A 14,188-nucleotide genomic window follows, 5' to 3' on the forward strand; every position below is an offset into this window, starting at 1 on the left:
AATCCACTACTTATTAAAATTTTCATTGATTCATTGGGAATATATTTTCTTGACAGACTTACACTGTAAGTTATTTTTATCGGAAGGAGTTTTCCCATTGAGAGTCATCACAAATAGAAAATATGGACCACCAGAAGTATTAAAACTAGAAGAATGGGAAATCCCAATACCAAAAGAAAATCAAGTTTTAATCCGGATTGTGAATACTTCAGTCAATTCTGCTGACTGGAGACTCCGAAAACCAGACCCAAAACTAGTGCGTTTGTTTTTCGGAATCTTCAAACCTAGATCTGTCGTATTAGGCATTAGTTATTCCGGAATCGTTGAAGCTGTCGGCAAAAAGGTTACAAAATTTCAGATTGGAGATAAAGTCCTTGGTTCACCAGGAATGAATATGGGAACGTATGCTGAATATATTTGTGTATCTGAAAAATCCACGATCACAAAATTTAATTCAGGAATCAGTTTTGCAGAAGGAGCATCTCTTTCTTTTGGTGGTCTCACTGCTATTGATTTCCTTCAAAAATGTAATGTACATACCAAACAAACAATCCTTATTTACGGTGCATCAAGTGCTGTGGGAACATCTGCAATTCAAATTGCAAAACATTTTGGGGCAATTGTAACTACTGTTTGCAGTAAAGAAAATATACCACTCGTAAAATCTTTAGGGGCGGACGAATCCATTGATTATGATCAATTTTTTTCACTACCTGATACTAACAAATATGATATTGTATTTGAATGTGTTGGTAAAACAACGATTGATAAAAATTTAAAACATTTAAAGGAAGGTGGTAATTTAGTTTTAGTAGGAGCTACGTTTCGTCAAATGTGGGATGCATTTTGTCTCTCCCTTTTCAAAAGAAAAAAAATTCACTTTGGACCTATAAAAGAAACATTAGAAAATTTAAATTTCCTTGTTTCCCTTGCCAATCTTGGCAAATACAAAACCTACATTGATCGGCATTATCCTTTAGAAGAAATGGTAGTGGCTCACCACTATGTAGAAGCAGGTCATAAAAAGGGGAATGTTGTGATTGATGTTACAAAAGGCTGAACTTGAAATTTGTAATCCCACCTAATTCAATTTAGGTAGGATTACAGCTAAATCAATTGATCTTTGCTTGTGTTTGGTTTACCTGTTTTTTATTTCCACCGAATGTCAAATCGGTATAAACTCGATCGGATTTACATACCTTTACATTTGCTGCAGTAGAACAAGAAGCAGTTCCTGAGATTTTGCATCCTTTGTCTTCACAAGCTTTGCGGTCTTTTCCACGGCATTGTTGGCAACCATTTGTGCTTCCATTCCCGCACAAAAAACAATCCTCAGCGAAGATTGCCGTTGATGAAAACAATACCATCAAGGCAAAACTAAACGTGACCAATGTTCTCATATATTCTCCTACTTATCCACCGTATGGTAGAGAAGAAGGGAAATTTTAAGCATTCGAAATATTTTGACAATCCAAATTTTTATTTTGGTACTGTTGGAATCACATAAAATAAAATCGCAAAAAAATGGCAAATGCTCCCGGAAAGAACGAAGAGATGCCAAATCGCGTGATTCATTGGCAGACGGTCCCATAGATAAAAAATCACACCAAACGTATAACTAAGTCCACCGGCGACTAACCAAGACATTCCTCCTACTCCTATGGCAGTTCGGATATCTTTCATCACGAAGATGGCAAGCCAACCCATTATGATATAAACAGCCACACGAAGGCCACTATACTTACCAGGGAATAACAATAATAAAATAACCCCAATGAGTGCAAGGATCCAAATCACACCAAATAATACCCATCCCCATTCAGAATTTTCACGTAAACTAACAAGGGTAAATGGAGTATAAGTGCCTGCGATTAACAAATAAATGGATGCGTGATCGATCACTTTAAATACTTTTTTTGTAGCTGTATGGTATATACCGTGATAAAGAGTAGAAGCTAAGTATAAAATGATCAGTGTTGCTCCATAAATAGCAGAACTTACAACATGCCAAATATCTCCATACAAGACCGCCATGGTTAATAACAAAGAAAGACCAGCAATGCTTAAGCCCCCTCCAATTCCATGAGTCACTGCATTTGCGATTTCATGGCCGATGGAATATTCATGAACCGAATCAATCAGTTCTTTCATGGAATGCAGGTTTTCCTCACTTGCAGATTTAGTTTCAGAAATGGGCGGAGGATTGGTTCTATTTTTTTTCGAATTCACATTCGAAATGGAAATAGTTTTTTGATTCGAAAGTTTTTTGGATGTAGATTTTTGTTTTTTAGGAGAAGGTTTCTGTTTTGCTTTCGCTTTTTTGGCTTTCATTCGTTTTGACTGCTTGTATCACACTCTTATTTTATAAGAAGGTCAATCGAAAGAATGGTTTCAAAAAAATGATGGAATGGGAACTAATTGGTTTTCTTTTGCAAATGCGAATCTTTCCGAATTTCAAAACTGTAGAACAAATGGTATTTACTATTCGTTCCAATGGAGAACCGTTTCACTCATTGTTTCCCAATTGGAAAATACAATAGGAAACAAAAAACGATCCTCCACTTAAAAGGTTTAAATCACTCTGAATCTTTGGTTTGGTCTTTTTCTTTCCCTTGTTTTTTCTTTTCTTTGGCTTTATCCTTCATTTTCTCTTTTTGGTCCATACGTTTCTCTTTTAATTCTTCTAGAGAAACTGAACCGTCACCATCTTTGTCCAATTCTTGGAAAAAACCATCATGGAATTTTTGCCATTCTTCTTTTGACACTTTTTTATCATCATTGGTGTCCATCTTTTTAAAATGTTCGCCAGCCATAAGATGTTTCCCTTTGCCATCATGGTCATGGGCAAATACGGAACCTGTCAGAAGGAAAGTGAAACAAACAAATAAGCTTAGAATTTTTTTCATAGAAAAACCTCTGCCGAATTGTTAAGCCATTTCTGGAACAAGTCAACACCTTCATGAATATTTTATGATATTTCATTTTTTAAAATGATTCTATTTTTGTGATTTCCTAACGACATTCGTTTGTTTATGCTTTTTAAAAAACGCTATGGCACAAGGTTCCCTTTCGACGGAGAAACTTATTTTGATGCAAATACGTTACATGATGTAAGGTCTGTTAGCAAATCCGTAGTTTCTTTGCTTTTTGGCATTGCGATCGATAAAAAAATAATCGATGAAGTGGATGTTCCAGTGCTTTTGTATGATATGGATACCAATGGTGGCTTGGAGAAACCATTTTGGCAGAGAAAAAAATTCCTTGGTCAGTTGCACTTGGGAATGGCGGGCAACTCATTTTCGCCTTCCCTAGTTTCGATATGGTCATTGTTACAACCGCAGGTGGTTATGGAGATCCGACCACCATCCAAAGGATATTGGAGACTATCGAAAAGATTTTAACCACCGTTAAGTGAATTGATTCAATCGATTGGATCAATCAAAGTATTGGATTCGGTACAGGCAAGACTGGGCCGTAGCTGCACTATCAATTACATAAGCACGGCAATCTTTTTGCCAAATTTCTTTGGTATCTAATTCCTTTATTTTTGAAATTGATTTTTCATATAACAAACTACAAAGGTATCTTGCCATTTGAATCATCAAGTTTTCTGCAACTGTTTCCTTTTTTACTTCTTCTTGGATGTTTCGCATCACTCGAATTGATTCTTCCAATACACGTTCCTGTTCTAATAAAAAAGTAGATGGGGATACAATCTCTGCTTTAAGGGAATTGAGATACTTTCTAAAATTTCCATCACCTGCCATTCCTGCAAGGATTGCACCTGTTGCGATTCGCACATGGATTTGGGAAGTACCTTCGTAAATGGTATTGATCCTTGAATCACGAAACATTCTGGAAATATCATAGTCTTCCGTATAACCAGCACCACCAAATACCTGTACCGCGATACTAGTATTTTTATGGCCTTCTTCCGAACTATAATATTTTGCGATAGGAGTCAAAATAGAAGCAAGTGTAGACCAGTATTTAACTTTTTCATCCTTTCTGATGTCACGATCTGGTTTTCCTTGTTTTTCTAAGCGGATCTGATGGTGTTGGTACATATCAATCACACGAGCAGTCTCAAGTGTCAGAAGTCGCATAGCATTCGTTTCACGTTTGATTTTATGCACCATCTCATATACAGCGGGAATCTCATAAATTGGTTTTCCAAATTGGTTCCTTTCATTTGCATACTTCAGGGACTCATAATAAGCAGCAGCTCCTCCACCACAACCACCAGAGGCACTAACAAGTCTCATAAAATTTGTCATTCCAGCGGTATATCGAGTGAGACCTAAACCTTCTTCTCCCAAAATTTCTCCGTAACTATTATCATAAACAATCTCGCACGTTGGTGAACCGTGAAGGCCCATCTTTTTCTCGATACCAGCAACGGAGATGTCAGAACTTTTGACTAAAAAAACAGAAAGTCCACGAGCACCACCATCAGGTTTTCCCGTTCTTGCAAGTGTCAAAAGAAGTGCTGGATACTCACCAAGACCACATCCTTGCGAAATAAATCGTTTTGTACCTGTTAAACGATAACTTCCATCTTCTTGTTTAACTGCTATTGTCCTGACACTATTTAAATCAGACCCAAAATCTGGCTCTGTGAGTGACATTGCGAATAAACACTCACCCGTTGCTGCCTTCGTGGCATATGTTTCGATTTGTTCTTCGGTTCCAAATCTAGATACAATTTGTGCTAAATTTAAAAGTGTGGTTGTCATACAAAAAGCAACATCCGCACGAGCCATAATCATCGCATAAAATGCACCTACAGTAGCGGGGAAATTCAATCCACCAGCTTCTCTTGGAAGTGAATAACCCATAAGACCCGTACTTCGAAATTTTTCATAAATTTCGACAGTTTCCTTTGGGAAAATTACTTTTCCATTTTCATACTTTAATTCGTTCCGATCCATAATTTGAGATTTTTGTGAGACATCTTTGCCAAAAAAATCTCCCATTGCATCCAAACTTGAAGTATATAATTCCATAGCTTCTTCAAATGAAGAAGGCGCCATTTCGTATCGATTATTTTTGGTTTCAGTATAAACTTTGTGATCAATAAAACCTTCACCTTCTGTTTCTTTTACGATTGATTCCCAATCAATGAGTTGGTTATAAATTAATTGTAGGTCTTTATCATCTGAAAAATAGTTATTTGCGATCATATTTGTTTCCTTAAATGTTATATGCTGCTTCTAGTCCTTCGAAAAATGCTCGTTTTGCATCGATGTTTTTTGCATCCTTTGCTCCACCGATTAAAATGATTTTTTGGTTTTGAGATTGTTTTACGTATTGTTCATACAATGAATCTTCTTTTTCCTGGCCAACACATAAGACGATCGAATCACAAGGATATAAAAACTCTTCTCCACTTTTAAATACAACAACAAGTCCATCTTTTGTAACTTCCTTATATGTTAATCCTTGGAAAAACTCAACTCCTTCTGATTCTAACTCTTGTTTTAGAGCCCAAAACGTGGTAGGTCCTAAACCTGCGCCATGTTTTCCATTCCTACGAAAAACTCCTACCTTGCGTTTCGCTTTTGCAGTTTGGATTACAGCATTCGTAAATGAATTTATATTGTATTTTTGATTGTACGATTCAAGCGTTGGATCATTTTCTTCTGTTAAACGATGAGCAACGTCTACTCCAATTCCTCCGCCACCAATCACAGCGACCGCTTTTCCAGGAACAAATTTACCTGTTAAGTAATCTGCATAACTTCCATGCGGCAATAATTCTAATCCTTTTAAATGGAATTCACGTGGGATTACTCCACTTGCAAAGATAACCACATCAGAGTTTTTTGCTTTGATGTTTTCGATTGTTGCTTCGGTGTTTAAATGAATTTTTACACCAATCGCATTCAGTTCATTTTTGAAATAACGAATGGTTTCTTTAAATTCTGACTTTCCTGGTATATGTGATGCCAATTGGAACTGACCTCCAATTTGGTTTCTTTTTTCAAAGATGCTAACATCATGGCCTAATTCTTTTGCGACTCTTGCTGCTTCCAAACCAGCAGGTCCTGTCCCAATCACTAAAACATTTTTGGGATGTGTAGTTTTTTTGAAGTTATACTTATCTTCATTCATTGCCACAGGATTCACGATACAAGAAACATGTTTTTCTTGGAACGCATGGTCGAGGCATGCTTGGTTACAAGCAACACAAGTATTGATTCTTGCAGAATTTCCGTTAGATAACTTTTGAACAATTTTTGGATCAGCTAAAAACGGCCTTGCCATTGAAATCATATCTACACTTTGTTCGGAAAATACTTTTTCAATCGTGGATGCATCGTTTACACGATTGGAAGCAATGATCGGTACTCCCGGAGTGTGTTCTTTGATGCGACGTGCGATGGGAACCCATGCTCCTCTCGGTACAAGTTGGCTTATGGTAGGGATTCTAGATTCATGCCATCCAATTCCAATATTTAGAGCTGTCACATTTTCATCACGTAAGGCATTTGATAATCCTATCACTTCTTCAAAACTAGGATTCCCTGGTATCAAATCAATGCCAGACATTCGGAATATAATGGGAAATCCTTCTGGAAGATTTTTTTTGACAACACGTAATACTTCGATCGAAAAATTCATTCGGCGATTGGCATCACCACCAAAATAATCATCACGATGATTTGTCACTGGTGAAAAAAATTGATTTAGTAAATAACCTTCACTCCCCATAATTTCCACGGCACCAAATCCAACTTCGTGGGCAATTTTTGCAGAACGTCCAAAATCTTCGATTGTTTTCCAACATTCATCTTCTGTTAGCGCTCTTGGCACATAACGATTGATTGGTGCTCTTATGGCAGATGGAGCAACACAGTTTCGGTCAAATGCGTATCTACCAGCATGAAATAACTGCGCACACATTACCCCTTTTCCTTTCAGGGCTTCATTGAGTAATTTGAGTTCATTTGCGTGAACTGGGTCTAAAAATTGAAAAAATGATTTTGATCCCTTCCCTTCTTCATTGACACTGATCCCACCAGTGACAATCATTCCGACTCCACCTTCAAATCGTTTGCCATAAAATGTAGCCATTCGATGGGCAACCCCAGTCTCTCCTTCCACTCCTAGGTGCATAGAACCCATTAAAAATCGATTGGGTACTGTCACATTTCCAAGTTGGATCGGTGTAAAGGCTGTATTCATAAAACTTCCTCTGAAATCGAATTAATTTACCATCGGTAATATATTTGAATTCAAAAACAAGCAATAAATTACCAACGGTAAATATCTAGTAGTCAAGAGATGGAAAACAATCCAAAATGGCAAAAAATGGTAGCAAATAAACGAAAAGGGAAAGCCAAAACAATCTCACGAGTTGGACGTCCGAACAAAATGAACAGCGTTAATGTTCGCGAGGCGCTGATCCAAGCGGGTGTCGAATTATTAGAAACTACTTCTCTGGAAGAAATTTCCTTACGAAAGGTTGCTGCAAAAGCAGGTGTCAGCCACGTAGCAAGTTACCATCATTTCGAAAACAAACATGCTTTATTTTCTGCAATCGCAGAGATTGGTTTTCAAAAATACTTTGAATCCTATCAAAAGGAATTAGAAAAAACAGAAAAAGACTTCAAAGGTCGTTACCGATCACTTGGTTGGACTTATTTTCAGTTCATCATGAATAATCGTCAATTCGCAAGGATTATGTTTGGTGGTATGGGAGTTGAATCTAACCTCAATCCCACTTTGTCTTCTGTCTCAAGAAGAACCTATCGCCAATTACACGAAATCATCAAAATGGGACAAAACTTAGGTCATTTAGAAAAAGGACAAACTAGAGAAAAAACCTTAGCTTCCTGGGCGATGATCCACGGCATTGCTATGTTGTTCTTGGAAGGTCGATTACAAATGAAAAATGATATAAACGAGATGGAAAAGTTTATCCAAACTGTTACTGAATATGCATATAATGGTATGAAAACTTAGTTATTTTCTTGGTTCACAAACTTCAGGAAAATAGTTTAATAAGTAGGATATTGTGGCTTTTTTTGCTTCTGCTACCATCCAAGGAGTAAAGTCTCCGTAGGTCCGATAAGAGAGTTTTAACAAAGAATCGGGAATCGAAATAGCAACCCCAAATATTTGGTCTAGGGTATCTAAATTTGGTAAATGGAATCTTTCAATTAAACCTTGTTTGGTGAGATTTGCTAATTTTATATCTAATTCCTGGCCAACTAATCTCATATCAGGATTACTCATTCGATACCCATAAATTAACCGAGGGAAGGCGATCTCGGAATTTGTTACTTCTATGGCCACATCAATGGATCTTTCAATGTATTCTTTCCATGTTTTGAAAGTTTCCTTTTTTAAGGCAGTGAGTTTTTCAACCATACCTTCTGAATGTAACAATCGGATTCCATGGAAAATTGCCTCAACATTAGGGAAAAAATGGTAAGCGGAAGGTCTCGGAATTTTGGCTTTTTTGCAAATATCCGCAAAACTAATCTCTTCTGGTTTTTTTTCTTTTAAAAGTTCAAAAGCAATTGATAACAATTGGGTACGTCGGTTCCTTCCCTGTTTACTTGTGAATTTAAACGGCCTTGAAGCAAGGTCAGGAGAGAGGGATGCGTCTACCAATTTATCCATAGTACGATCATCTCTCGGAATCTCACCTAGTCAATCCCGTTGCGAAGAAAAAATCCTGACCCATCCCTGGGCCAGGCGAGGTGATTGTTCAGATATTCCTATTGGATCGTAAAATTGTTTGTCACTCCTTGGTAGGCACTGATGGCACCAGTCCAACCCGATTTCCAGTGTCCACGATGGCGAATGCGGTAAGTTCCTTTTGGATACGAAGTAGAATCCCAGGATGTTGTAATTTTCGAATATGCGATTCCATCTCGTTGCCATCTATAAGTGGTAGATGGATCGTTATCTCGGGCAACCACTGTCCATGTTGAACCGTTTTGTCGTTCAATGTCAACAAAGCTACTTCCAATTAACATATTGTTTTTTGGATGAGCACCCCAGAAAACAGCTGTTACTTTAGCTCCACTTGCATAACTAGGAGACGGTTGTGTTATCACATTTCCAAAACTTTTAAATAAGGGAACATCATCAAATACAACTCCAGTTTGGAATGTAGCTTGGTTATTTGTCAGATCTGCTGGGGTTGGACCACTAGGAACAGATACGCCATTTCGTAAAGCGGATGCCAATTTTCCGAATTCTTGTTCATAAGCTTTTAGTGTGTGTGGTCCAAATTGAGTAGATGCACCTTCATACTGTTGGGAAGAATATTCTTCTCTTGTCGTGAGGTAGGAAGTGTATGAATTGGCTAGTGCTGAAATGACCGTATAATCGTTTTGCATTATATTTTTTACAAGAGAACGGATTCTTCTCCCAGCCATCGTTGAGACCTCTGCAGGTATTGCTAAAATCGATAAATTTCCAATTTTGACAATTTGAATCGGAATGACAGGTGGTGTCCAAGGATTTCCATCAAAACTTGCTACACCCGTTGGAATGAGTACTGGTTTTTCCGCATGACATAACTTATATGATTCACTCACTGAAGTTGGCCATAATACTCCGAGTGCCCCTCCAAGAAAACTCGCTTTGAATGCATCAGCAGTATTTGTATTCCAATCTAAAGAATCTACAGTAGTTCCTTCATCAAAAAAATCAACTGAGACAGCATTGTCTTCAACACTACCAGCAGAAAAAGATGCACCCATACCGGCAGGACAAGTTGTGGTTCCTACGCTACTAACATAGAGATTAGAAAAGTTAACATATGTATGACGAAAATCAACGGATCCAGTCAATTGAGTATTTGCAGATTGGTATAAACTGACAGCTTTTTGGTATTGTTTATCTGCAATGATATTCTGCCTAACATAATCATTCACACCATCAGCAGGTCCCCATAAATTTGGAGTTACATCACCCGCGTTTGACTGAGCAAAGGCAGCGACAAAGGTTTGGTTTGCAGAATAGTTAGTTCCCTTTGTTTTCTCAAACAAATAGGAAGCCAATCCTTTATTGTCTCCACCGATGAGTTTATTAGAGGGTCCAACATTTGTTGGATGAACAGCAAACCAGTTTACCATCCCAAGTTCTCTTCCATCAGAAGCCACTAATTTTAATAGTGTCATTGTTTGGTCGACATTGGATGAATAAAAATTACGTTCACTAGCAGGATTTTTATCATATGCTTCAATAGATCGGTTTTTACTCGCATCAGTGAGTTCTCCTTGGTTGATATAAACATTTCCTGGAACTAAATTCTGATGTGCTAATTTGATTGATCGGTAAATTCCATTTACGATCACATCAAAGTTTTCTTTAATGAAACCTGCAGTTGTGGCATTGTATAAAAAATAATGAGAATAACCACCTGGCCCACTATGAGTGTGAGTCGCAGATAATAAAACATTGGCTTCTGAATAATATGGTGCAAGTTCCCCATCAGTCGCAATTTTTTTACTTACTGCTTGTTTGATGGATTGGAAAATCATTCCTAAATCAGCACTGACAAACACAACACGTTTGGAAGCATCGCCAATGATGTATGCTCTTGACCAGAGACGCATATAAATCCCTTCCGTCTTTTGTGCAGTCTCTGCAAATCCCATCATACCAACTTCTGCGGCAGGACCAGTAATATCAGATATTCCAACACCAACTAAGTAAGGTGAAGAACCGAGACTTGGAGCTACAGAACGACTGAAGCCAGAACCAGAATTAAGTTCCGAATTCATACCATTCGATTGTTCCAATTGGTCGGTTCCAACTAAACCAAGTATGGCGGACTGGGACGGCTTTTTGTCTGAACAAGCCAATACAAAAAGAAAGGACACGATGGATACACTCACGCGAACCAAGGGACTTATTTGGGATTTCATATACTCTCTCCGAATCTAAATTTCTCAATCATACATTTTTTCGCTTCTATCTGCCAAAGGAACCCTTGGGTCAAATCTGGGGATTAAGTCTAAACGATGTTAAAAATATGGCAAGAAAATAATCGACAATAGTCGGGTTTTATTTGACCAATGTTCAGAAATCCCCCTTTCCGTGGCTTTATACGAGTCCTCCAGGAACTTTCCCTTCAAGTTATGGTATTTCTATGTCATTTTTTTACTCGACACGTGTCGGCTATTATGAAGGAACTGTCACCGAATCACAAAGAGATACAGAGAGGAAAGTATGGACCAACAAATCAAACGAAACTATAATTGGAGACAAATTGTAAGCTGTCTAGTAACAACCTTATGTTTGTTATGTGCTCCAACGAGCGAAGGACCCAAACTCCTACTTCCATTTGTTCAAACATCCCAAACGGAAACAAACTTTGGTGCTCAGATTTTGGGTAGTGATAAGTCCATAACAGAATCTACAAATTTGAACCATGATTTAAATTATCTCAATTCCGCAGAAACTCGTGAGTTATTTGTTTCCAATAAATCATTTGAAAATAAAACGGATGCGATTTGGATTGATGGACTTGGCCGCGAAACAACATTCCGAGGGTTTAATGTATCTGGTAACGTTAAATTAGTCGAACATGGATTCAAACCGTTTCAGAATACAAATGATATTGAATTTGCTTTGAATGGATTGACGAAGACAACTGGTTCTAATATCATTCGATACACAATTGCATGGGAAGGTGTTCATCCAGATGTAGATAAAATTGATTATTCATATTTGGATGAAGTGATTTCTCAAATCAAGAAAGTAACTTCGAAAAATATTTACGTTCTACTCGATTACCACCAAGATTTGTTCTCAAGACACTTATTCAATCAGAACTCCTGGCATACGGGAAATGGTGCACCTTTATGGATTACTAAAAATGGAAATTATCCAAAGGAATACTGTGGTATTGTATGCGCTAGTTGGAGTCAAAATAATTTAACAAACGAAGCAATCAGAAGAGCCTTTAGAAATTTTTGGAACAATGCTCCCGTAAATACATCATCAGGTGTTCGTTATATGCAAACGGAATACCTTTGGCAAATTGAAAAAACAGTTTCTTATATCAAAAATCAATTATCACCAGAAGAGTTTTCTTACGTCATAGGACTAGATCCATTGAATGAACCAGTGGATGGCGGAATGGAAGGTTTAACCCCAAAACGCTGGGATAATGAAAAACTTTGGCCCATGTACCAAAAAATTAGAACCATCCTCAATCAAAATGGTTGGGCAAACAAATGGGTTTTTGCGGAACCGCTTGTGTTTTGGAATACAAACATTGGTTCTGCGATTGCACCTGCTACTGGAGGGGGACATTTAAATGCTCCTCCCGGACAAGGGTTTGTCTTCAATTCACATTTTTATGATGCAGGGAGGATGGGAACAGATTTAACCGGAATCGACAATGCCACATATTTTAAATACTTAGATGAAATTAGAACAGAAGCAAGGTTTTTAAAAATACCTATGTTTCTCAGTGAATTTGGCATGTGGTTAAAAGGAACTGGTGCCAAAGACACTCCTCGTATGATCAATGCGGTATACCAAGCTATGGAAATTTCCGACAAAGAACAATCGACAAAAACCAGATTTGCCGATTTTTACAATCCAGTTGTTTCAGGTACTCAGTGGCATTGGGATTATTATTATGACCACCATGCTGAATACAAAAATGGAAATCCTAACAAACTTGTTACAACCAAGGATGCATGGAATGATGAAGACTTCTCTGTGGTTGGAAATTATGGAACCAGTTTGAATGTAGATCCATTTGTCATCTCAAGAGCTTATGTTCGTAAATCACAAGGCCGTTTAATCACCAGTCATTACAATGCAATTGGGTTTGATACTTGGAATAAAATGTTTTCTTGGGCAGCAATCAAACCAGGTAACAATGAAGCCAAACAATTTGGAGACAAACGATTTTTGATCGTCATTTGGAGAGGACGGAATTCCGATGCACCTTCCGAATTTTATCTACCACCACATTTTGATCCTTCTAAAGTCATCGTGATGACTGAAAAAAAATTATACACAGGTGCAATACCAAATGTTCCAACAAACCAGCCAAACGAAGTTGTGATCACGGCTGATCCAAAACGGGAAATAGGAGCTGGAAATGTTTTATACCTTTGGGATGATTTGGACTTAGATGAAAACCAATCTTCTTCCTATCATTATGCACTCGTTGTGAACAAAGAAAACACAACATATCCAACTGCTACCTTACAAGAACTCCAATCAAAGTTAAACCAAAGGATTCTAGTAGAAGGAAAAAGCCCGATTTACCTCATCGGTAAGATGACTTACGGTGGTTACCCAAACGAATGATTTCTTTAAAGAAGGGAATGGACGATCACCATTCCCTTCTTTTTTTTATCTCAAAATTTGGAATTCCAAACTCCTGATTTTGCTGGTTCTTTTACATAATATTTGAAATCTTTTGGTTTTCTTCCCATCGCGGTTTCAAAGTCATTTCGGATAAATTCGTTTCTACCATCTAACACAGTTTCAAACAAATATTGGATGAGCCAAATCGTTTCCTTGGACAATCCAAAATCACCTAACATTGAAATATAATCCTGAAGCGGAATTTCCTCAAAAGGAATCGACTCCTTGATTTCATTTGCAATGAACCTAAATGTTTCCTCAAAACTATAAAGAGTTGGTCCAGTTAATTCATAAAGTTTTCCAACATGTTTTTGATTTACGAGAGAGTCGACAGTTAGATCTGTTAGATCATCTAAATCAATAAATGGTTCCTTAATTTTGATTTTCGGAAAAATGATTTTTCTCTGTAAAATTGCATCCAAAAACATACCTTCACTGAAATTTTGAAAAAACCAACTCGAACGTAAGATTGTCCATTCCAATCCAGATCCTTGCACTAACTTCTCGCAAGTGATTGCCTCAGGTTCACCTCTACCTGACAGTAGTACAAGACGTTTGACCTTACATTTTATAGCAAGATCAACTAATGTTTGTATATGATGTATTGATGTTGGAACCGCCAAATCGAGTTGGTAGGAAATGTAAATATGATCTACACCTTTTATCAGTGTTTCCCAAGATTCAGTTTTTTCCCAATCAAAGGAAGGATTGGATTTTCTTGATCCCAACCGAATCGGAATATCCAATTGGTTAAGTTTCTTTACGATTCTACTTCCAGTTTTTCCACTGGAACCTAATATTATATTTAATGGTTTCATCACCATAGCAT

At 37.5% G+C, this 14,188-nt stretch carries 12 protein-coding genes; 4 read left to right on the forward strand and 8 right to left on the reverse strand.

What is annotated here, in order from left to right; genetic code table 11:
* Positions 1-49: 49 nt before the first annotated feature.
* Positions 50-1,060 carry an NAD(P)-dependent alcohol dehydrogenase gene (locus tag DI076_RS05125; protein ID WP_108958899.1) on the forward strand — a complete coding sequence of 337 codons (1,011 nt, stop codon included), beginning with the start codon at positions 50-52 and terminating at the stop codon, positions 1,058-1,060.
* Between the two features lie 52 nt (positions 1,061-1,112).
* Here the strand turns inward: DI076_RS05125 and DI076_RS05130 are convergent, their stop codons facing one another.
* The 3 genes from DI076_RS05130 to DI076_RS05140 all read right to left on the reverse strand — a co-directional run bounded on the left by DI076_RS05130 (position 1,113) and on the right by DI076_RS05140 (position 2,906).
* Positions 1,113-1,400: a hypothetical protein gene (locus DI076_RS05130; protein WP_108958900.1), complete on the reverse strand. Its 288-nt coding sequence runs from the start codon at positions 1,398-1,400 to the stop codon at positions 1,113-1,115.
* A 79-nt stretch (positions 1,401-1,479) separates the two neighbouring features.
* On the reverse strand, positions 1,480-2,331 hold the full coding sequence (gene trhA, locus DI076_RS05135; protein WP_108958901.1) for a PAQR family membrane homeostasis protein TrhA: 852 nt from the start codon (positions 2,329-2,331) through the stop codon (positions 1,480-1,482).
* A 245-nt stretch (positions 2,332-2,576) separates the two neighbouring features.
* A complete protein-coding gene (locus DI076_RS05140) occupies positions 2,577-2,906 on the reverse strand; it encodes an EF-hand domain-containing protein (RefSeq protein WP_108958902.1) in 330 nt (109 codons plus the stop codon).
* 335 nt (positions 2,907-3,241) lie between these two features.
* On the opposite strand from DI076_RS05140, the gene DI076_RS20275 reads away from it, so the two are divergent.
* Positions 3,242-3,415, forward strand: a complete 174-nt coding sequence (locus DI076_RS20275; RefSeq protein WP_245918281.1) for a hypothetical protein — start codon at positions 3,242-3,244, stop codon at positions 3,413-3,415.
* 19 nt (positions 3,416-3,434) lie between these two features.
* Here the strand turns inward: DI076_RS20275 and DI076_RS05150 are convergent, their stop codons facing one another.
* Positions 3,435-5,183: an acyl-CoA dehydrogenase family protein gene (locus DI076_RS05150; protein ID WP_108958903.1), complete on the reverse strand. Its 1,749-nt coding sequence runs from the start codon at positions 5,181-5,183 to the stop codon at positions 3,435-3,437.
* A gap of 10 nt (positions 5,184-5,193) precedes the next feature.
* Entirely contained in the window at positions 5,194-7,188 is a 1,995-nt protein-coding gene (locus DI076_RS05155; protein WP_108958904.1) for an oxidoreductase, read from the reverse strand.
* A 126-nt stretch (positions 7,189-7,314) separates the two neighbouring features.
* Here DI076_RS05155 and DI076_RS05160 point away from each other — a divergent pair, with 126 nt between their 5' ends.
* Positions 7,315-7,968 carry a TetR/AcrR family transcriptional regulator gene (locus tag DI076_RS05160; RefSeq protein WP_108958948.1) on the forward strand — a complete coding sequence of 218 codons (654 nt, stop codon included), beginning with the start codon at positions 7,315-7,317 and terminating at the stop codon, positions 7,966-7,968.
* Here DI076_RS05160 and DI076_RS05165 read toward each other — a convergent pair whose 3' ends face one another.
* Together DI076_RS05165 and DI076_RS05170 are read right to left on the reverse strand one after the other, a co-directional pair.
* Positions 7,969-8,631, reverse strand: a complete 663-nt coding sequence (locus DI076_RS05165) for a TetR/AcrR family transcriptional regulator (RefSeq protein WP_108958905.1) — start codon at positions 8,629-8,631, stop codon at positions 7,969-7,971.
* A gap of 98 nt (positions 8,632-8,729) precedes the next feature.
* A complete protein-coding gene (locus tag DI076_RS05170) occupies positions 8,730-10,892 on the reverse strand; it encodes a neutral/alkaline ceramidase (RefSeq protein ID WP_108958906.1) in 2,163 nt (720 codons plus the stop codon).
* 304 nt (positions 10,893-11,196) lie between these two features.
* Here DI076_RS05170 and DI076_RS05175 point away from each other — a divergent pair, with 304 nt between their 5' ends.
* On the forward strand, positions 11,197-13,299 hold the full coding sequence (locus DI076_RS05175; RefSeq protein WP_108958907.1) for a cellulase family glycosylhydrolase: 2,103 nt from the start codon (positions 11,197-11,199) through the stop codon (positions 13,297-13,299).
* 50 nt (positions 13,300-13,349) lie between these two features.
* Here the strand turns inward: DI076_RS05175 and DI076_RS05180 are convergent, their stop codons facing one another.
* Positions 13,350-14,177, reverse strand: coding sequence for a Rossmann-fold NAD(P)-binding domain-containing protein (locus DI076_RS05180; protein ID WP_108958949.1), 828 nt, complete (start codon positions 14,175-14,177; stop codon positions 13,350-13,352).
* Positions 14,178-14,188 lie beyond the last annotated feature (11 nt).

The organism is Leptospira ellinghausenii (assembly GCF_003114815.1).
Taxonomy (GTDB): domain Bacteria; phylum Spirochaetota; class Leptospiria; order Leptospirales; family Leptospiraceae; genus Leptospira_A; species Leptospira_A ellinghausenii.